This window comes from Candidatus Avedoeria danica (genome assembly GCA_016703025.1).
Taxonomy (GTDB): Bacteria; Chloroflexota; Anaerolineae; order Epilineales; family Epilineaceae; genus Avedoeria; species Avedoeria danica.
The window spans coordinates 933,248-951,768 of record JADJCV010000004.1 but is presented as its reverse complement, the minus strand read 5'-3'; the positions used below and the strand labels follow the sequence as shown (position 1 = coordinate 951,768).

Here is an 18,521-nt window from a genome sequence, read left to right as displayed (position 1 = left end):
CCTCCTGACCATGGCGGATCGCCCAGCCGAGCACCTCAAGCTCTTCATTCCCGGTCCGGTCGAGGTGCATCCGGACGTCCTGGACGCGCAGGCACGCTGGATGTACGGCCACCGGATGCCGGAATGCGCCGATCTCGTCGAGCGGATCGAGCCCAGCTGAAGGCCGTCTTCCAGACCGACCAGCCGGTCCTGATCAGCGCAAGCTCGGGGACGGGGCTGTGGGAAGGTGCCAGCCGGAACTGCGTCCGCTCCCGCGTCCTGCACTGCGTGAACGGCGCGTTCAGCGAGCGCTGGGCGGAGGTCTCGGCATTGAACGGCAAGGAGGTCGAGGTCCTCTCGGCCGAGCCGGGACGGGCGATCAAGGCGGACGCGGTCGTTGCCGCGCTCGCCGGCGGCTCGTTCGATGCGCTCGCGATCGTCCACAACGAGACGAGCGCGGGCGTGCTGAACCCGCTGGCGGACATCGCCTGGGCGGTGCGCGCGCTGCCGGGCGGGGACGACATCGTCATCCTGGTCGATGCGGTGAGCGGCGTGTCGGGGTGGACATCCGGCCCGACGGCTGGGACCTCGACGTCGTCCTGACAAGCAGCCAGAAGGCGTCGCTCTGCCGCCGGGCCTGTCGTTTTGCAGCGTGAGCGAGCGGGCTGTGGCGCGGGCGAAGTCCGTGCCGAACCGCGGCTACTACTTCGACTTCCTGACGCTCCTTTGCCTCGCTCGAAAAGTACCAGACGCCGGCGACGCCGGCGATCCTGCCCTTTGGGCGCTTCGACGTCCAGCTCGACCGATCCCGGCTGAGGGCTTGGCGAACCGCTTTGCCCGCCACATGCGGATGCGGGATCGGACGATCGAGTGGGCACGGGATCGGGACTTCACGCTGCGCGCCGAGCCGGGTCACGAATCCCCGACCGTCAGCTGCATCGACAACACGTACGGTTGGGACATCGGGGCGCTGAACCGCTTCCTGCGCACGCGGAACATGATTCTGGGCAACGGCTACGGCACGCTGAAGAACATCACGTGGCGGATCGGCCATGGGCGAGCCTCGATGTGCCGGACATCGACGTGCTGCTCGTGGCGCTGGACGACTACCTGGCGCAGGACGGCCTCGGGCAGGCGCCCTGACATGACGAGCGACCCCGACATGACGAGCGACCTTCGCACCGGCGCGTCCTCGTCGCCGACCCCATCAGCCCCGCGGGCCCCGCCCGCCTGTCTGCCGCTGGCGTCGCTGTCGACGCGCCGAGCGGCTTGGGCCGCGACGTGCTCCTGGCGACGATCGGCGGCTGGCGACGCGCTGATCGTCCGGAGCGCCACACAGGTGGACCGCGCGTGCTCGATGCCGGCCGGCCGCGCCTGGCGGTCGTCGCCCGCGCGGGCGCGGGTGTGGATAACATCGACGTCGCAGCGGCGAAGGCGTGCGGCATCCACGTCCTGAACACGCCCGGCGCGAACAGTGTGGCGACGGCCGAGATGGCGTTCGCGCTCCTCCTCGCGCTCGTGCGGGCACATCGCGCCGGCGCACGCTTCGCTCGGCGCAGGCGAGTGGCGCCGGGCGGACTTCGGCGGGACGGAGCTTGCCGGCAAGACGCCCGGCCTCATCGGCTTCGGGCGCGTGGCGCGGTTTTCGACGTGGCGGGCGCAGGGCGTTCGATATGGAGGTCATCGCCTCCAGCCCGGGCCTGACCGACGATCGGGCGACCCAGGGCGGCGCGCGCCGCGTCGACCTGCCGACGCTGCTGGCCGAGAGCGATGCGGTCAGCTCCACGCGGCGCTGACGGAGTAGTCGCGGCACACGATCGACGCCGCGGCGCTGGCGCGCATGCGGCCCTCGGCCGTCCTGATCAACGGCGCCTGCGGCGGACTCGTCGACGAGCGGGCGCTGGCCGAGGCGGGGCGCTCCGGCTGGCTGCGCGCCGCCGCCGTCGACGTGTACTCAGTCGAACCGCCGCCCGCGGATCATCCGCTCCTCGGGCTGCTGAACGTCCTCCACACGCCGCACCTGGGCGGAAGCACGGCCGAGGCGCAAGCGAACGTGAGCGTCGAGGCGGTGGACGGGGGTGGTAGAGGCGCTGCGGGGACGGCGGGTGGAGGGGTTGTTGACGTAGGGCGGACGGCGAGGCGGGGGCAAGGTGGTTGGCAGGTCAGGTGGCGGCCGACCGATCAGTCCGTCGCGGCCGTGCGTATCACTTCCGGCCGCCCGCGGGTTGCAGGACGGTGTCGTTGCTGTCCCCCCATCCCGTCCTGACCCATCTCGGCTTGACCCATCCTGTCCTGACCTATCCCGTCCGTGCCCATGTCGCCGCCACCCTTCGCGCCCCGACCCCGATCAGGAGCACAATGATGCCGACCACCCACCGCCTTTTCTCCGCCGTCGTCGCCCTCGGGCTGTCGGTCGCTGTGCATGCCGCCGGGACGGCGGACGTGTCGGCGGCCGGTCCGGACGGTGGCGGCCGTCTGCCTGCGCTGCGGCGGGCGCCGACGCCCCCCATTGGCGGTCGCCGGCGCCATCGCCCAGGACGGCGCGCCTGAGCCCGAGCTCTACACGGACATGGCCGTGCGCGACGTGCAGCTGACGCTTGCGGGCGCGAACCGGCTGGCGTTCTGGCTGCGACCGGCGCCGGGCACGGGCGGACCGGGCGGCGGGGCGTCGAACGTGCCGCGGGACAAACGTGCCGGCGGAGCCCGTGGTGGACGGGTGGCGGTCGGAAGGACAGCGAGTACCCGTAGGCGCCCCGACGCTGAACGCGTCGGGCACGAAGAAGCCGTTGAACATCACCACGGATGCGTTTCTGCCCGGGCAGGACATCTGGGGCATCGACGTCACCAACCTGGAACAACAACCGGAACGATCCGACCTAACTGCGCGAGGCGCTGGGGCGCTGAAGCCGCTCGGCGAGTACATGCCGGTCAGCCGCTTCGCGTCTGCGCGCGTGAGCGTGTGCAGGGCAAGGTCGTCGGCCCGTACGCGATGGTGCGAGCAGGTGAACAGCGAGTGGGCGAACCACTGGTACGACGAGGACGACGGGATGATCGTGAAGGGCGATTTCGCCCATCGCATCGCCTTCAACTCGTCGCCGCCCACGTGGCAGGGCGAGGCGCCGCCGTACAAGGCGGGTTACGAGGTGGTGGGCAAGGCGGCGGACGGGGGACGCGGGGGTATGAGGAACTGTGGGAGATGATCCGCGCCCTCGCGGCGCCGGGCCGGCATGGGCGGGATCGCGGACGCCGACTTCGAGGCGAAGATCAACGACGCTCTGGATGTGGACAGCGCTGTGGTACCTGGCGGGCAACAACATCATCACGAACTTCGACAGCTACTACGTCGGCAAGAACTACTACCTCTACCGCGGCGAGCGGGACGCGCGCTGGGACGTCGTGCCGTGGGACCTCGGCCTCTCGTTCGGGCTGTTCGGACTGCAGGTGGGCGGCGGAAGGCCGGGCGGCGGCGGAGGCGGCGGGGGCGGCGCGCCGAGCGACCCGGCGATCGCCGATCCGTTCGCGCAGGCCACGGACGCGAACCGTCCACTGATCCGGCGACTCCTGGCCGTGCCGTCCTTCAAGGCGGACTACATCGCCCACTACCGTGCGCTGCGCGACTCCGTCTTCCAACGGTCGTGGCTCGAGGAGGTCGGACAGTCGTATCAGGATCTCGTGCGCCAGGCCGCGGCCGACGAGGTCGCCTCGCAGGGCAACATCTCCGGCGCGTACTCATTGGCCCAGTTCGAGGCGAACCTGCGCGACGACGTCCAGGGGGCTCGGGCGGCTTCGGCGGCGGCACGAAGCCGGGCCTCCTCGCGCTCGTGAGCACCCGCCAAACGTACCTGAGCGGCCTGCCCGCGCTGGCGTCGCCGGATCAGCACTTGGCGGACCATTCGACCACGCCCGCCATGCCGACCGCGGCCGATGCGGTGACGGTGTCGGCCACGTTCGCCGGTGCGGACGCGCCGGTCGGCGTCGAGGTCCGCTACCGCGTGCGAGGCGGGGCCGGCTTGCGGGTGGCGATGGCCAGGGCGGGGGCGGGTCGGGCGGTGCGGACGCCACATGGACCGCGACGCTGCCCGCGGAGCGGGCCGGCCGCAGCGTGACGTACGCGTTCCGGACCGCGACCGCCGACGGACGGGCCACGTTCTTCCCGGCGGCGAACCAGACGGCGCCCTACCGCTACGACGTCACGGGCGTCGACCTGCCGCGCGGCGAGGCGGGGGCGCTGGTGGTCAACGAGGTCATGCCGTCCAACACGTCGATCGTCGTCGACGATGCCGGCGAGTACGAGGACTGGGTCGAGCTCTACAACCGCGGCACGGCGCCCATCGACCTGTCCGCCTACACGCTGTCCGACGATCCGTATGACCCGTTCGCGTTCCGGCTGCCGGCGCGGGTCCTCCAGCCGCGCGAGCACGCGGTCATCTGGTGCGACGGCGACGGCTCGCAGGGTCCGGACCACGCGCCGTTCCGTCTGGACAAGGACGGCGACAGCGTCGTGCTGTCCGATGCGACGTCGATCGTCGACTCCGTCGACACGGGCGTCGTCCGACGGACATCAGCCTCGGCCGGAGGACGGACGGCGCGGACGCGTGGGACTTGTGCGGACGGCCCACGCCCGGCCGGGCGAACGCATGCTCAGGAGCGATGGCCGTCCCGACACGGGCCTTCCCTGCCGTGGGGCGGGCGATGACGGGCCAGGGCTGCGCGGGCCCAGCATGTTGGCCGCGTTTGCGATCGTGCGCTACGCTGCCTGTTCATGGGAGGTGCGCGCGCGGCGCCGTCCTTCCGACCGGCACGCCGCCCCGCCGTGCATGCCGGCATTCGGATTGAGCCACGAGGAGTGAGATCAATGAAGCACACCCACCGTCTCTTGACCCTTACCGGTATGGCCCTGCTGCTCGGCGCCTGCCAACCGTCCGCCGACACGATGCAGGAAGCCGGCGCCACGGCCGATGCGCGGGTGGCCTCGGTGGCGCCGGCGCTCGAGACGACGGGCGCCGAAATCGGCGACGCCGCCTCGACGGCCGGCGCCATGGCCGCCGATGCCGGCGGCACCGTCGTGTCGATGGCCGGCGACGCGGGCGCGGCCGCCCAGGACATGATGAAGGACCGCCTGACGGCGCGCGTCTGGCAGTGGCAGGGCACGGTGGCCACGGATGGATCGGCCACGAAGTCGCCCGATCCCGCACAGTACACGCTCACGTTCGCGGCCGGTGCGCTCGCGGTCGTGGCGGACTGCAAGGAAGCCGCCGGCACCTACGACGCCGATGAAACAGGCACGATGTCGGTGCACGTGAAGGTCACGACGACGGACGAGTGCGGCGCGGAGTCGCGCGCGGATGCCTTCGTCGAACAACTCGGGCAGGTGGCCACGTGGCAGGTCGACGAGACGGCGCTTGTGCTTGGGATGGCGGACGGCACGACCACGATGAACTTCTCGGCGCGCTGATCGACGCTGATCGACGCTGATCGACTCAACGCTGATCGACGGGAACGGACGGAGACCGACGGAACCGACGGTGAAGATCCTGGCCGTGTACGGCTCGAACTACGGGCAGACCGAGGCGGTGATCCGTCGGATCGCGCAGGCGCTGGAAGCCCTTGGGCACGAGGTGAACGTGTTCAAGGGCGACAGCGTCCCGGCGAGCGTCGTGGTGGAGGACTACGGCGCTGTGGTGGTGGGGGCGTCCATCCTGGTCGGGAAGTACCAGGACTACATCCGCGACTTCGTGACCCGAAACCTCCCGCGCTCCAAGCCCGCCCGACGGCGTTCGTCTCGGTGAACGGTGGGAATCCTGAATCGAGTCCCGAGTGGCAGGTCCAGGCCGCGCGTACGTCGCCACGTTCCTGCAGGCCACGGGCTGGGCGCCGCGCTGGACGGCGAAGTTCGGCGGCGCGCTCCGGTTTCGGCACTACGGGATCGTCACGCGGTGGATCATGAAGGTGATCAGCAGGCGCAGCGGCGGGCCGACGGACACGTCGCGGGAGTACGAGTTCACGGATTGGGAGGCGGTGGATCGGTTTGGGCGGGAGGTGGCGGAGGGACTCGCGGGCCGCAGTCCTGAACGGCCGACGTCTCGGTTGCTGCTCGGCGTGATCGCCCAGCGGTCCCCAGCCGCCGCGGCTGTCCGCTGGACAGCCGCGGCGGCAACGGGACCTCAGATCAGCCTCTGTTCACGCCGATCGGCCTCAGTTCACGCCGATCGTGATCCGCATCTCTTCGGGATAGTCGCCCGGCGACTCGATTCCGACCGGGCTGCTGTAGACCGTGGACTGCTCCGTGCCGGGCTGTGCGCAGCGGGGACCCCAGCCCGTCCCGTCGAGCGCGACGTCGAGTTCGTGCTTTCTCGTCGAGGGCGACGTTCGCATCGTACAGGTCGAAGATCCCGTAGCTGTTCGTCGGCTGCTGGCGGAGGATCGTACCCGCGCTGTTCTTCAGGCGGATCGTCACCCCGGCGACGGCCGGTTCGTTCATCTCGCCGGAGGCGTTACGGACCCGATTGGCGAGGGCTCGCCGATGCGCCGCCCATGGGCTGGGTCGCGGAACCCTGGCGATATCAAGCGACGAGGCTGATGGGGCCGCCAAGGCGTCGGTGTGGCGCTCTGCGCCCTGACAACGGTCCGGGGTTTCGGTCCCATCCGGACGGGGGCCGACATGCCGACGCGGCGAACCAGGGCGAGCAGGACGAGCAGCGAGGTGGTGGTGCGGCCGCGGGCGGTGGGAGCTCGGTGTGCGCGTTCAATGTTGGATCCCTCCTGTTGGTGCGTTGTGGGGGACGGCTGCCCCGTTGGCGGATCGCCTGGCGGCAGGATAGCACCGCCACGCACGATCGTCGCGTGCGCCGGCCGCCCCGCTACCCAAGACCATACACGTCCCCGAACTTCGCATCCGCATACCGCACGAACGCCCCCTCGTCGAGCGCCCGTCCGGTAGCCCGCACGATCAGCTCCGCCGGCGGGTAGACCTTGCCGTACCGGTGGACGTTCGTGTGCAGCCACGCCAGCAGCGGCGAGACGTTGCCGTCGTTCGAACCCTCCGCCACGGCCGGATCGGCCGCCGTCGCCGCCTCGTACAGCTGGGCGGCATGCAGGTTCCCGAAGGGCGTACGTCGGGAAGTAGCCGAACATCGGGCTGGACCAGTGAACGTCCTGGAGAATGCCGTGCGCGTCGTCCGGCGGGGTCATGTCCAGCAGGTCCTCCATCGCCGCGTTCCAGGCGTCCCGCGCGTCGGCCACGGCCAGCGTGCCGCCGATCAGCGCGCGCTCGAGGCCGAAGCGCAGGATGATGTGGAGGTTATGGGTCCGTTCGTCCGCTTCGACGCGGATGAAGGACGGACCGACGTGGTTCACCGCCCGCCAGAACTCGTCCGCGGTCGTGTTCGCCAGCTGGGACGGGAAGTGCGACTGCAGCGCGCCGAAGTGCGCCCGCCAGAACCCCTGGCTCCGGCCGACGATGTTCTCGATCATCCGCGACTGTGACTCGTGGATCCCCGACGACGTCCCACGCGCCAGCGGCGTGCGCGCCAGGACCGGCGACGTGTGCTGCTCGTAGATCGCGTGCCCGCACTCGTGGAGGGTACCGAAGAGCGACGGGCTGATGAACGCCGGGTTCCAGCGCGTCGTGATCCGGCAGTCGGACTGCGAGAAGCTCGAGGCGAACGGGTGAACCGTCGTACCGAAGTGGCCGCGGCTGAAGTCGTAGCCGACGAGGGGGCGATGTGGCGGGCGAACGCCTGTTGCGCTTCCACCGGATAGGCCTGGTGCAGCACTGCCGCACTCACCGGCCGGCCGTCGCGCACGATCGCCTCGCGCAGCGGCAGCAGAGCCGCGGTGGCCGCGTCGAACAGCCGCTCGACGGCGGCCGACGTCATCCGCGCTCGTAGCGGTCGAGGAGCGCGTCGTACGGTTCGGTCGTGTAGCCGTAGAGCTCGGCCTGCTCGCGCGCCAGGTCGATCGTGTGCTGCAGGTGCGGCCGGAAGGCCGGCCAGTCCGACGCCGCGCGCGCGTCCACCCAGGCACGGTAAGCCGCCCCGCTGAGCCGCGCCCGCCGCGCGACGAACTCGCCCGGCAGCTTGATCGCGTCGTCCCGCTGGCGTCGGAACTCGCGCAGGAGAGCGATGACCGCTGTTCGGTCGGAAACGGCCTGCGAACCAGTCGACCGCGGTGTCCCCTCGGCCGACGTGTCGGCGCGCCCGTCGCCGGCGTTGCTCGCTGCGCCCCACCGCTGCGCCTCGCCCTCGGCCTCGCCCAGCCAGTCGCCCACCCGCTCGTCCACGAGCAACTCATGGCCGATCTGCGCCAGCGTCGCCATCTGGTGCGCGCGGTCACCGGATGCCGCGGCCGGCATGTTCACGTCGCGGTCCCAGCCCATCAGCCCGGCCGCCTTGCCGACGTCGTTCAGGCGCCGGATCCGTTCGAGGAGCGCCGCGAACGACGGGCCGATGGATGTACCGTCCGTCTGAAGGATCGCCGTGGTCGGATTCGTCACTTCGATTCCCCCTCGGGGTTCGTTTGGCTTCGACGCCGTCGATGAAGTTCCCGAGCAGCGCGTCGAGCCAATCGGCTGCCCGGTGTGGCGCGCCGTGGCCGACGCCGGGCAGGATGGCCAGCTGCCCGTTCGGCAGCGCCTGGAAGAGCCGGATCGTCTGATCGAGCGGCACCACCGGATCGCGGTCGCCGCCGACGACGAGCACCGGCATCTGTAACGCCGCAAGCTCGGCCGGCGTGAAGTCCGGCCGAAGCTGGTCCTCCGCCTCCCACCAGCCGAGGAGCGTTTCGGCCGGCACGGCGTGCCACGCGGCCATGCCCTTCAACCACAGCGCGTCCCGCTGCCGGATCGCGTCCGGCGACCAGAAGTCGCCCTTCAGCCGCGCCTCGTCGCGCGCGAAGTTGTTGCTGATCAGCACGAGCGACCGGGCGCGGTGTGGATGCCGCAGGCCGAAGAAGAGCGTCGTCGACGCGCCGCCCGAGAAGCCGCAGATGTGGGCCGTCCGGCACACCGAGCGCGTCGAGTCCGTTCGCCACGTCGTCCGCCATCTGGCGCAGATCCAGCGCGCCGGCCGGGTTCGTCGACTGCCCGTGTCCCGCAGATCGACGCCGATCACCCGGTAGCGTGCGGACAGCGGCGCGATCAGCCGCTTCCAGCTGACCCGGAACGTCTCGGTTGCGCCGTGGAGGAGCACGAGCGGCGGCGCGTCGGGCGGGCCGTGAAGCTCGTGGTAGAGGTCGAGGCTCGGCAAGGAGAGGACCGGCATGCGTGTATTATGCCGCTGTCATGTCCGCCTACCCTCGTCCCCGCAGCCCGCACCCAGGCCACGACCCGCGCCGGCAACTCGACGTTCATCGCCGTCGCCGACCGCGTCGCCTCCGTCGAAGAGGCCCGCGCCCTCGTCGCCGACCTCCGCCGGCTCTACCCCGACGCCACACCACTGCTTCGCCTTCGCCGTCGGCCACGGCGCCACCGTCACCACGGCTCGAGCGACGACGGCGAGCCCTCCGGCACGGCCGGCCGCCCGATCCTCGCCGTCGTGAACGGCAGCGGCCTCGGCGACGTCGCCGTCGTCGTCATCCGCCACTTCGGCGGCACGAAGCTCGGCACCGGTGGCCTCGTCCGCGCCTACACGGATGCCGCCCAGGCCGTCCTGGCCGAGTGCCCCCGGACGCGCAAGATCGACCGCGTCCGGCTCGTCGGTCGGACGACCTATGCGTTGTTCGATGTCGTGCGGCGCGTCGGCACCGGCGCCGGCGGGGACGTCGGGGAGGGAGTTCGGGGCGGATGTCGGGATCACGGTGGTGGTCGACGAAGACGCGTCGCGGATGTCGCGGTGGCCGTGTCCGAGGCGACGGCCGGAGCCGTGCAGCTCAGGGGATGGGGTGATCGACGTCCTGCGACCGCGACCGTCGGTCTGTAGGATTGCCTGTACCGAAGTGCCCGTACCGAGGATTCGACGCGCATCGGGGCGCGGTCCTAACCCGTTGCGATCGTCCCCGCACCTCCCCGAACCCCAGCCGCACCCCATGCCCTCGCATGAACCGGTCATCACCACCTCGTCGCCGTCCTCCAGAAACGCCCGCTGCTCGCCGCCGCCGACGTCCACCGGCTCCTGCCCCCGCCACGACAGCTCCAGCATCGACCCGCGGCTGTCCGCCGCGTCCCCGCTGATCGTCCCGGTCGCCAGCAGGTCGCCCGGCCGCAGGTTGCAGCCCGTGACGGTGTGATGGGCCAGCTGCTGGGCGATGTCCCAGTACAGCGTCGACGCGTTCGTGCGCGCGATCCGGTGCGCGGCGCGCCCGCTCGCCCGTCCGGCGGCCGTTGCGAGCGCCACATCGAGCGCGATGTCCAGCGCCCAGTCGCCGCGGCGCGCCAGGTAGTCCAGCGGCGCGGGGTCCTGCGGCGGCGCGGGCACCCGGAAGGGCAGAAGGGCGTCCAGCGGCACGATCCACGGTGAGATCGAGGTCGCGAAGTTCTTCGACAGGAACGGGCCGAGCGGCACGTACTCCCAGGCCTGGATGTCCCGCGCGCTCCAGTCGTTCACGAGGACGCACCCGAAGATGTGGCCGGGCGCCTCGGCCACCGCGACCGGCGCGCCGAGCGGGTTGCCGACGCCGACGATGTAGCCGAGCTCGAGCTCGAAATCCAGTTGCCGCGTCGGCCCGAACGTCGGCGCGTCGGCGTCGGGCGCCTTGCGCTGCCCCGACGGGCGCCGCACCGCGCTCCCGCTGACGACGATCGAGCTCGCGCGGCCGTGATAGCCGATCGGCACCCAGCGCCAGTTCGGCAGCAGCGCGTTCTCGGCGCCGCGGAACATCGTCCCGACGTTCGTCGCGTGCTGGCGGGAGGCGTAGAAGTCGGTGTAGTCGCCGATGTCCACCGGCAGGGACAACTCGACGGCGGCGCGGTCGTGCAACGGCGGGGCGGCGAGGCGGGCGTCGTCGAGCCATCCGGCGTTGCCCTCGGTGAGCAGCGCCGCGATCCGGCCGCGCGTGTCCGCCCAGCCGTGGGGTCCCAGGCTGAGGAACGCGTTGATCGTCGGCGCGTGGAATGCCCGCATCGCCGCCGCCGGCCCCTCGAGCACGCCGGCATCCGCCACCGCGGCGAGGTCGAGCACGCGGTCGCCGATCGCAACGCCGATCCGGACGGGTGCGCCGGGCGCGGGACGGAACGCGCCGTACGGCAGGTTCTGCAACGGAAAGTGCCCGGCCGCATCCGTGGGCACGAACGACCTGAGGTTCGGATCGATGGGCATGACGCTTCCTTGCTCGTGGTCCTCGGATGGCGAAGGCATCAAGGCTGTGCCGCCATCGGGTGGCCGGCGATGGTACACGCGCTGGGCGTCGGATGTCATGGCGAGGCTCGGGCCGTGCATGCGTCGACCGAACGGAGCGCGCCGCCATTGACGCCCGCGAACGCGGGCGGTAGGCTTTCCGCAGCCGCCAAGATCGCTCCGACCGACGGGCGCCCCATCCGGCACCCGCAATCGACTGCACACGAGGTCGCCGATGCCCGCCCCTCCTCTCGCCGCTCCCCCGACTTCAGCGCACGCTCGCTGGCGATCGGCCCGACCGGCATCCGCAAGATGTTCGACCTTGCCACCGCCGAGACGCTGCAGTTCGGCCTCGGCGAGCCGGACTTCCAGCCGCCGGCGGTGGCCATCGAGGCTTTCCACAAGGCGATGGTCGACGGGTACAACAAGTACACGACGCAGGCCGGCTATCCGCCCCTGCGCGAGGCGATCGCCGCGTCGTGGGCCGCCTACCGTTCGGGCCTCGACAGCAGCAACGTCTGCATCACGATGTCCGGCACGAACGCGCTCCTGACTGCGCGATGATCCTCGTCGATCCGGGCGACAATGTCCTCGTGCCCGACCCCGGCTTCCGCTGTACGGCCCGCATGCCACGATCTTCGGCGGCTTCGAACGTGCCTACGCTTGCGACTTCGCGCACGAGTTCGTCCCGCAGATCGAAACGCTCGAAGCGCTCGTGGACGCGCGCACGCGGGCGATCGTCGTCAACTTCCCCTCCAACCCGACCGGGGCGACGCTCACGATCGCCCAGCGCGACGAGCTGATCGAGTTCGCCCGCCGCCACGACCTCTGGATCATCTCGGACGAGGTGTACGACCGGATCATCTACGACAGGCCGCACGTGAGCTTCCTGACTCCAGATTATGACAAGGTGCTGATGGTCAACAGCTTCAGCAAGACGTTCGCGATGACGGGCTGGCGGATCGGCTATGTCCTTTCGCCCCACACCGAAGCGATGCAGCTGATCATGAAGCTCCAGTACTACGTCACCGCCTGCAGCAACGATGCCATGCAGCGCGCCGTGCTCGTGGCGCTCGAGCATGCTTCGGACTACCCCAACCAGATGGTCGCCGCGTTCCGCGCCCGGCGGGACGTGATGGTCCGGCGCCTGAACGCCATGCCCGGCGTGTCGTGCCACAAGCCGGAGGGGGCATTCTATGTCTCCCCAAGGTGGACATCGGAGGGGTCGGAGGGGTCGGAGGGCTCGGCTGCGAGGACATTGCCATGGCGATCCTGGCCGACGGCGTTCTCTGCAGCCCCGGCACGGCGTTCGGGGTCGCCGGTCACGGACATCTTCGCCTCGCCTACACCACCTCGATGGCGAACATCGAACGCGGACTGGACGTGATCGAAGCGACGCTTGCCCGGTTGACCGATTCTGTGGCGACGGTCATCTGATCGCTTGCGGACATCACGGCCGGCCGCAATAGCCACTGACTACACGAAGTGCGGCCGGCCATCGCCGCCCGGATCGCGGCGCCGGCTTGCCTCCATTCGTTGACGCTTCCCGCGCCGCCCCGTAAACTGTCCCGTCCCCCGAATCGCCTGCTCGAACGGCCCGGTCGGTCGCCATGCGACGCCGTGCCGCCTTCGGCCCTCGGGCCACCACATCTGCAGGCACATCCGGCGTCGCCCATCGGCCGGCGCACGCGGAACCCCGTATCCACCCGTACCGGAGCATGATCGATATGAACAACGGCCTCGGCAGCGCCATCCTCCCGCTGATCATCGGCGGGATCATCGGCTTCACGATCGCCCTGATGCTCTCGACGCCGCGCCGCCGCCAGACGGCCGTCTCACCGTCGCGTCAGCGGGCGCTGGATGGTCCCCGCCCCGCCGTCGCCGCGCAGGCCGCCGCCGACGGCGGTCACCGCGCCGAGGCGAAGCGCCTGGCCAACGAGCTGGCGGCGGCCCGGCGGGAGCTCGAGGCGGCGGGTCAGGCACGCAAGGCGCTCGTCGCGGCACACCAAGCGGAGGTCGAGCGACGGGATCGGTCGATCGCCGACCGCAAGACCGAGTTGCAGGAGCGGGACACGCGGGTGGCGCTGCTGCTCGAGCGCGTCGCGTCGCTGGGCGGTGCGGAGCGGACGGCCGCGGACGATGCGCCGGCGGTCGACCTGCGCGTCGTCGTCGAGCAGGCGCAGGCCGCGGCGCGGGCGGCCGAGGGCAAGGCGCAGGAGCGCGAGCAGCGCATCGTCCAGCTCCAGAAGGAGATGGCGAGCGTGCGCGAGGAGCTCGGCAACGTCCGCAAGCGCAGCGGCGAACTCAGCCGATCCGTCGAGGAGCTCACGCCGCGGTTTGCCGAGCGCAACCGCCAGATCGCCCAGCTCGAGACTGCCCTCCTGGAAGCGCAGGCCGAGCTCGCGCGGCGCCCGATCGCCGCACCGGTGGCCGCCGTCGACCCGACGGCGGCCGAGAAGGCCGCGAACGCCAAGCTGCTGGCCGCCTACAAGCACGACATGGCCCTCGTCGAGGAGGAGAAGGCCGCGCTGCAGGCGCGAGCTTGCCAAGCGTGACGCACGGATTCGGCAGCTGACCGAACGGGGCGCCCAGAAGCCGGGCGGGGCGGCGGGCACACGCGGCGTCGAGCCGGTTGTTGCAGCGCCGGCCGCAACGGTCGTCGAGCCGGCTGTCGAACCGGATGTCGAAGGGAGGGTCGAGGCGAACGCAGCGACAGTGGTCGCACCCGCCGTCAAGCCTGTCACTGCGTCGAACGGCGCGCCGCCCGACCGCGCGGCCAAAGTCGCCGGCAAGGCTGCCGGCAAGCCGCGCAGCGACGACCTCAAGCGGATCAAGGGGATCGGCCCCGTGTACGCCCGGCTCCTGGCCGAGGCCGGGATCACGACGTTCGCCGGGCTGGCGACGTCGGATGCGCAGGCACTGGCCGCGGCGGTCACGCGGGACAACGGTGTTCCGCCGGACGTCGCGCCCTGGATCGAAGAGGCCCGGGCGTACGCTTCTGGGGGCTGATCGACCACGGCACGCGGCCCACGCAGTCTGCCCTCGACAGCGCTACCCGGGGTTCCCTTAGCGTTGGAAATTTCTCCATTACTACGGGAATACCATGCCCCGTTCCCTCGCCGCCCGATGGGCGACTCGGCGGGTTGCGCCCCCGACAGCTGGCCTGATGGCCGCTGTCTGGGCGCTGGCGCGGCGGGTAGTCGGGCTCGCTTCGCTCGACGTTCACCGCCGCTTCGCGTCGGCTCACTCCCGACGGCGCACAGGCATCCGCCATTGGCGGATCCGAGTTGGATGGGCTCGCTCGTCAATCTCGCTCGCAAAGCCGCCACCTCCTCTCCCCGTTCCCCTCTCCGGTGGCGGCATAGGCCCTGCGCCTGCGGCCCGCCTGCGGCAGGGCCTTGGCTTGGGCCAAGACAACGGGGCCGAATCCTTAAAATTACCCCTTGAGACGTGGCTGGTGCACCTGATAGACTGAAAGCACATGAAGATCGTCGCACGCATCCGCCAACTACTCTCTGCCAAGGAAGACATCGCTGCCGATGTGGTCGAGGATATTCCGGAGCTGGTCGAAGCAACGCCCGAGCCAACGTTCCGTCGTGCGATTGAGCGTCCGGCCACGCCTCGGCCAGCGCCCGCGCCCTTGCCGACATTCCCGTGGCAGCCACAACTGTTCCGCTTCTCCGGGAACCCCTGGCGCGCCTACGAAGGGCGGCGTTCGCCTTGAGGGTGAAGGCATCGAGCAGCCGATTCTCGATCCGTCCGACGACGTCCTGCGTCGTGAGCTTGCGGCGCCTGTGCCGCTCCGGCCCCTCCCATCTTGCTCTGATCGCGCCCGACGGCAGTTACCTGCAGGCGGCGGGCAACGCAAGCGCATGACAATCGAGGCCCATGTCGTCAGCCCGGAGGGCACCACCCATGTTGTTCTCGGCCGACAAGGCACGACTGGGCCTGACGCGACGATTGTCTCGACAGCTGGTCCGATCGAGGTGCACGCCTCAGAAGTCTGGATGGCCCCCGAGGCGCTCGTGGAGTTGACCCGTCTTCGCGGACACCTCACAGTTTGGGAGCCAGGAGGTGGCCACGATGGCAAGAGGGCGCAAGACGTACCCAGCGGAGTACCGGCAGCGGCTGATCGAGATGGCCCGAGCGGGGCGATCAGCTGAGTCTCTTGGTCGAGACTTCGAGCCGACAGCACAGACGATCCGGAACTGGGTAGCGCAGGCCGATCGGGATGAGGGCCGGCACGGGGACGGGCTGACCACAGCGGAGCGCGAGGAGCTGCGCCAGCTTCGTCGGGACAATCGCCGGCTGCAGCAGGAGCTCGAAATCCTGGGAAAAGTGACCGTCACCTGGTTTGCCGGACGCACGGACGAAGGGACACCCAAGCGGCGTACGCCTTCGTGACGGCGAACCAGGACGACTACCCGACGGCCGTTCTCTGCCAAGCGGCAGGAGTCTCGTCCAGCGGCTACTATGCCGCGCGAGGTCGGATCCCCTCCAAGCGGGCACAGGAGGACACGGTGCTGACTGAGGAGATCAAGGTGCTGCACTCCGCCTCGCGAGGCACGTACGGTGCGCCGAGGATCCACGAGGACCTCATGGACCAGCAGTGGCGCATCGGTCGCAAGCGCGTGGCTCGGTTGATGCGCGGCGCTGGTCTGCAAGGTGTCAGCCGGCGCAAGGGCACCGTGACGACGCGTCACGGCACTGAACCGGCCGCTGCCGACCTGGTCCGGCGCGACTTCGGCGCGGATGGGCCGAACCGCCTTTGGGTAGCCGACATCACGTACGTGCCCACCTGGGCGGGCTTCCTCTATCTGGCGGTGGTCATCGACGCTTGGAGCCGCAAAGTCGTCGGCTGGTCCATGGCAACGCACATGCGCCAGGAGCTGGTGATGGACGCGCTGACGATGGCCGCCACGCAGCGCGAGGCAAGCGGTGTGATCCATCACTCCGACCACGGCTCCCAGTACACCTCTCTGGCCTTTGGCAGCCGATGCGATGCCTTCGGCATCCGCGTGTCGATGGGCAGCGTCGGCGACTGCTACGACAACGCCATGGCCGAGAGCTTCTTCGCGTCGCTCGAGTGCGAACTGATCGACCGTTCGACCTTTCGAAGCCACGCTGACGCCCGCATCGCTCTCTTCGACTACATCGAGGCTTGGTACAATCCGCATCGACGCCACTCGGCGCTTGGCCAGTTGTCGCCGGTCAACTTCGAACGGCGGGCCGACGCTGCGGTGGCAGCGTGAGATCCCCAATTATCCGCAGTCCGCGAAAGCGGGGGAACTCCACAACCGCCACCCCGTCCCCCTAGGACGCTTCAAGAGGGAGCCCTAATGTGAAGGAACCAATAGACTCAGAGCCGAGACCATTGGCTAGTGGACGCACATCCCATGGGAGCGCCGTTGTTGCAGTGATCTTGGGTCTATTGCTTGTCAGTGCTGCTGGTTGCGGGGTCACCTTCAGCGTCCCTCCCGGCGATCCGTCGGGAGAAGTAGATCCCAGTGCATTTGTTGGTACCTGGATTCCAGAGGAAGTGACCCATACAGTTACATCACCGATCGAAATCAGCGCTGATGGGAATGTTGCCACTGTAACCGATGTCGTCAGTAGTACAACGATGGGCCAGTTTCGAGGTGTCGAAATTGGTGATGGCGTCGTGGCCTACTTCCCCTATCGGGACGCGTGGCGGATCTTTCGTGTGCGCCTGATCGATGACGATCAGAGGATGGAGTTGACCACCATCGACCCTGATGTGTTGCGTTCTGACATCGAAAGTAATGAAATCACGGGAACGATTAGCGTTGATGGCCTGATACGCGTGACAGCTGATACTGAGGCACTGGCAGGGTATCTCACAGGCCATCCTGCTGTCTGGCTATCGGAGTCGGGCTACTATAGCCGTGAAGAGATCGAATCGCCCTCAATGACCATCGCCGAACGGACTCGACCCCCAAAGGAGCTTTGGCAATCTTAGGTGTGATTGCACTATTTGCGACGATTTCACTCCTGCTGGTTAGGCGTAGGTAGTGCATCGGGTTCTCAAAAACAGAAGGTCAAGCCGTGGCCGACCAATCAGTGGTACAGCGGCGAATGCGATCCGGAGTTCCTGGCGCGCATGGAGAGCCTGTTGGAGCTGCATCGGCAACCTTGCGACCCGGCCGAGCCGGTGGTGTGCTTCGACGAGTGCCCGGTGCAGTTGCTCGGCGAGGTCCACGCGCCTCTGCCTGCCAAACCCGACCAGCCCGAATGCCAGGACTACGAGTACGTTCAATGCGGTACCGACTACCTGCTGGTCACGGTCGAGTCCGCGGTCGGCTGACGCGATGTGGTTCCCAGTTCGACACGCGCCAAGGTCGACTTCGCCGCACGAATGCGGAATCTGGTCGACGAGCACTACCCGACGATCGACGCCCTTGCAGCCGGCATCACCCCTTGGCAGGAGAGCGTCGCAGCCGCGACCATGCCACCATCCAATGGCGTTTCACCGTCCACGACTCCCGCGCCAGGCTTCACCGCTTCTACGCTCACGATTCATGGCGGAGAGGTACTAGGTGCGTGAATTGAGTCGCTCCGCTTGGCAATGGTGCGCCCTGACGCTGGGCGGCGTTCTTAACGTCATTGCATGGATTGCTGCGGCCCGCGTGGACCCTGCGGCTCTGCAAGCAATCCAGTACTCTCGCAGGGCGACGATCGTGCTTATGGTGTATATCTTGTTGAGCATGGCTCTCGGAATGATGTCAGAAGTTCGGTCTGGAAAGCAACTGTTAAAGCTACTATTGTTGATGATTACCGTCGGGATAAGTGGGTGGTTTGTCGCGACGGCGCCAGAGCGCTATCGACTTGTTGGAACATGCGACGACCTCACCGCGGCGACGAGGGAGCTTGTGTTCGGCGTAGTGGTGTGGGAAGATCCTCAGTGTCGAGTATTTCATCGTTCAACTGCTTCGCCACTTGGCGAATGGCATCCAGGCACGGAATGTCCGCAATGGGCGAGTGGATGGAAAGGGTCCAGTGAGAGTTGTGTCGTGTAAGTGAGTAGTGTCTTGTGGTGGATAGTACGCTCCCCTGTCAGCTTAGGGCGAGTCCACGAACTAGTGCGGTCGATTGGCTGCGAGCGTAGGCGGGATGGCCAGGAGTGGAACTGGAAGGTCTGGTATTTAGGGGCAGGATGATCGTCTTACGTGTGTGTCTGCAGAACTCTATGCCCCCTGGCGCCCCTCCGGTTCAGGGGCGCCAGCCCAGGCTTCCTGGTTCACCCGTAGGCAG

General features: G+C 69.0%; 23 protein-coding genes and 1 pseudogene. 20 read left to right on the top strand and 4 right to left on the bottom strand.

The window, feature by feature from the left end; all coding sequences use genetic code 11:
- Positions 1–10 precede the first annotated feature (10 nt).
- From IPG72_07240 to IPG72_07190, 11 genes are all read left to right on the top strand, one after another.
- Positions 11–160 (top strand): hypothetical protein, encoded by a 150-nt coding sequence (locus IPG72_07240; GenBank protein MBK6768790.1) that lies wholly within the window; start codon positions 11–13, stop codon positions 158–160.
- Positions 124–582, top strand: a complete 459-nt coding sequence (locus tag IPG72_07235) for an alanine--glyoxylate aminotransferase family protein (protein MBK6768789.1) — start codon at positions 124–126, stop codon at positions 580–582. Before IPG72_07240 ends, IPG72_07235 begins: the two co-directional genes overlap by 37 nt.
- Positions 583–1,185: 603 nt before the next feature.
- Positions 1,186–1,683 carry a hypothetical protein gene (locus IPG72_07230; protein MBK6768788.1) on the top strand — a complete coding sequence of 166 codons (498 nt, stop codon included), beginning with the start codon at positions 1,186–1,188 and terminating at the stop codon, positions 1,681–1,683.
- A 136-nt stretch (positions 1,684–1,819) separates the two neighbouring features.
- Positions 1,820–2,245: a hypothetical protein gene (locus IPG72_07225; GenBank protein MBK6768787.1), complete on the top strand. Its 426-nt coding sequence runs from the start codon at positions 1,820–1,822 to the stop codon at positions 2,243–2,245.
- A gap of 95 nt (positions 2,246–2,340) precedes the next feature.
- The gene (locus IPG72_07220; GenBank protein MBK6768786.1) at positions 2,341–2,529 is read left to right on the top strand and encodes a hypothetical protein; all 189 of its coding nucleotides are present in this window, start codon (positions 2,341–2,343) and stop codon (positions 2,527–2,529) included.
- A 236-nt stretch (positions 2,530–2,765) separates the two neighbouring features.
- Positions 2,766–3,179, top strand: coding sequence for a hypothetical protein (locus IPG72_07215; GenBank protein ID MBK6768785.1), 414 nt, complete (start codon positions 2,766–2,768; stop codon positions 3,177–3,179).
- Positions 3,180–3,258: 79 nt separating this feature from the next.
- Positions 3,259–3,804: a CotH kinase family protein gene (locus IPG72_07210; protein ID MBK6768784.1), complete on the top strand. Its 546-nt coding sequence runs from the start codon at positions 3,259–3,261 to the stop codon at positions 3,802–3,804.
- Positions 3,801–4,085: a hypothetical protein gene (locus tag IPG72_07205; protein MBK6768783.1), complete on the top strand. Its 285-nt coding sequence runs from the start codon at positions 3,801–3,803 to the stop codon at positions 4,083–4,085. Before IPG72_07210 ends, IPG72_07205 begins: the two co-directional genes overlap by 4 nt.
- A complete protein-coding gene (locus tag IPG72_07200) occupies positions 4,082–4,675 on the top strand; it encodes a lamin tail domain-containing protein (GenBank protein MBK6768782.1) in 594 nt (197 codons plus the stop codon). The genes IPG72_07205 and IPG72_07200 overlap by 4 nt, the downstream gene beginning before the upstream one ends.
- A 159-nt stretch (positions 4,676–4,834) precedes the next feature.
- A complete protein-coding gene (locus tag IPG72_07195) occupies positions 4,835–5,434 on the top strand; it encodes an META domain-containing protein (protein MBK6768781.1) in 600 nt (199 codons plus the stop codon).
- 70 nt (positions 5,435–5,504) lie between these two features.
- Complete coding sequence (locus tag IPG72_07190; GenBank protein MBK6768780.1) at positions 5,505–5,768, top strand: hypothetical protein; 264 nt, start codon at positions 5,505–5,507, stop codon at positions 5,766–5,768.
- A gap of 406 nt (positions 5,769–6,174) precedes the next feature.
- On the opposite strand, the gene IPG72_07185 is transcribed toward IPG72_07190, so the two are convergent.
- From IPG72_07185 to IPG72_07175, 3 genes are all read right to left on the bottom strand, one after another.
- Entirely contained in the window at positions 6,175–6,354 is a 180-nt protein-coding gene (locus tag IPG72_07185) for a hypothetical protein (protein ID MBK6768779.1), read from the bottom strand.
- A gap of 102 nt (positions 6,355–6,456) precedes the next feature.
- A complete protein-coding gene (locus IPG72_07180; protein ID MBK6768778.1) occupies positions 6,457–8,004 on the bottom strand; it encodes a hypothetical protein in 1,548 nt (515 codons plus the stop codon).
- 305 nt (positions 8,005–8,309) lie between these two features.
- Positions 8,310–9,239 carry an alpha/beta hydrolase gene (locus IPG72_07175; GenBank protein ID MBK6768777.1) on the bottom strand — a complete coding sequence of 310 codons (930 nt, stop codon included), beginning with the start codon at positions 9,237–9,239 and terminating at the stop codon, positions 8,310–8,312.
- A gap of 9 nt (positions 9,240–9,248) precedes the next feature.
- Between IPG72_07175 and IPG72_07170 the strand changes: the two genes are divergently transcribed.
- Positions 9,249–9,896 carry a YigZ family protein gene (locus tag IPG72_07170; GenBank protein MBK6768776.1) on the top strand — a complete coding sequence of 216 codons (648 nt, stop codon included), beginning with the start codon at positions 9,249–9,251 and terminating at the stop codon, positions 9,894–9,896.
- Between the two features lie 102 nt (positions 9,897–9,998).
- Here the strand turns inward: IPG72_07170 and fahA are convergent.
- Positions 9,999–11,231 (bottom strand): annotated as a pseudogene (fahA, locus tag IPG72_07165) (fumarylacetoacetase).
- A gap of 147 nt (positions 11,232–11,378) precedes the next feature.
- Between fahA and IPG72_07160 the strand changes: the two are divergent.
- From IPG72_07160 to IPG72_07125, 8 genes are all read left to right on the top strand, one after another.
- Positions 11,379–11,813, top strand: a complete 435-nt coding sequence (locus IPG72_07160) for a hypothetical protein (protein ID MBK6768775.1) — start codon at positions 11,379–11,381, stop codon at positions 11,811–11,813.
- Positions 11,803–12,636 (top strand): aminotransferase class I/II-fold pyridoxal phosphate-dependent enzyme, encoded by an 834-nt coding sequence (locus IPG72_07155; protein MBK6768774.1) that lies wholly within the window; start codon positions 11,803–11,805, stop codon positions 12,634–12,636. Before IPG72_07160 ends, IPG72_07155 begins: the two co-directional genes overlap by 11 nt.
- Positions 12,637–12,976: 340 nt before the next feature.
- Positions 12,977–13,804 carry a hypothetical protein gene (locus tag IPG72_07150; protein MBK6768773.1) on the top strand — a complete coding sequence of 276 codons (828 nt, stop codon included), beginning with the start codon at positions 12,977–12,979 and terminating at the stop codon, positions 13,802–13,804.
- Positions 13,805–13,964: 160 nt separating this feature from the next.
- Positions 13,965–14,258, top strand: a complete 294-nt coding sequence (locus IPG72_07145; GenBank protein ID MBK6768772.1) for a DUF4332 domain-containing protein — start codon at positions 13,965–13,967, stop codon at positions 14,256–14,258.
- A gap of 472 nt (positions 14,259–14,730) precedes the next feature.
- Entirely contained in the window at positions 14,731–14,973 is a 243-nt protein-coding gene (locus IPG72_07140) for a hypothetical protein (GenBank protein MBK6768771.1), read from the top strand.
- A 359-nt stretch (positions 14,974–15,332) separates the two neighbouring features.
- A protein-coding gene (locus tag IPG72_07135) for an IS3 family transposase (protein ID MBK6768770.1) occupies positions 15,333–16,501 on the top strand; the annotation gives its coding sequence in 2 pieces (ribosomal slippage) (positions 15,333–15,581 and positions 15,584–16,501; 1,167 coding nt in all).
- A 164-nt stretch (positions 16,502–16,665) separates the two neighbouring features.
- The gene (locus IPG72_07130) at positions 16,666–17,229 is read left to right on the top strand and encodes a hypothetical protein (protein ID MBK6768769.1); all 564 of its coding nucleotides are present in this window, start codon (positions 16,666–16,668) and stop codon (positions 17,227–17,229) included.
- 141 nt (positions 17,230–17,370) lie between these two features.
- On the top strand, positions 17,371–17,574 hold the full coding sequence (locus IPG72_07125) for a hypothetical protein (GenBank protein ID MBK6768768.1): 204 nt from the start codon (positions 17,371–17,373) through the stop codon (positions 17,572–17,574).
- Positions 17,575–18,521 lie beyond the last annotated feature (947 nt).

What these genes read in the sequence shown, in the direction of transcription:
- IPG72_07195 (MBK6768781.1), top strand. Translation starts at nt 4,835, where the DNA reads ATGAAGCACACCCACCGTCTCTTGACCCTTACCGGTATGGCCCTGCTG.
- IPG72_07240 (MBK6768790.1), top strand. Translation starts at nt 11, where the DNA reads ATGGCGGATCGCCCAGCCGAGCACCTCAAGCTCTTCATTCCCGGTCCG.
- IPG72_07170 (MBK6768776.1), top strand. Translation starts at nt 9,249, where the DNA reads ATGCCGCTGTCATGTCCGCCTACCCTCGTCCCCGCAGCCCGCACCCAG.
- IPG72_07220 (MBK6768786.1), top strand. Translation starts at nt 2,341, where the DNA reads ATGCCGACCACCCACCGCCTTTTCTCCGCCGTCGTCGCCCTCGGGCTG.
- IPG72_07185 (MBK6768779.1), bottom strand. Translation starts at nt 6,354, where the DNA reads ATGCGAACGTCGCCCTCGACGAGAAAGCACGAACTCGACGTCGCGCTC.
- IPG72_07235 (MBK6768789.1), top strand. Translation starts at nt 124, where the DNA reads ATGCGCCGATCTCGTCGAGCGGATCGAGCCCAGCTGAAGGCCGTCTTC.
- IPG72_07125 (MBK6768768.1), top strand. Translation starts at nt 17,371, where the DNA reads ATGGAGAGCCTGTTGGAGCTGCATCGGCAACCTTGCGACCCGGCCGAG.
- IPG72_07175 (MBK6768777.1), bottom strand. Translation starts at nt 9,239, where the DNA reads ATGCCGGTCCTCTCCTTGCCGAGCCTCGACCTCTACCACGAGCTTCAC.
- IPG72_07140 (MBK6768771.1), top strand. Translation starts at nt 14,731, where the DNA reads ATGAAGATCGTCGCACGCATCCGCCAACTACTCTCTGCCAAGGAAGAC.
- IPG72_07225 (MBK6768787.1), top strand. Translation starts at nt 1,820, where the DNA reads ATGCGGCCCTCGGCCGTCCTGATCAACGGCGCCTGCGGCGGACTCGTC.
- IPG72_07150 (MBK6768773.1), top strand. Translation starts at nt 12,977, where the DNA reads ATGAACAACGGCCTCGGCAGCGCCATCCTCCCGCTGATCATCGGCGGG.
- IPG72_07210 (MBK6768784.1), top strand. Translation starts at nt 3,259, where the DNA reads ATGTGGACAGCGCTGTGGTACCTGGCGGGCAACAACATCATCACGAAC.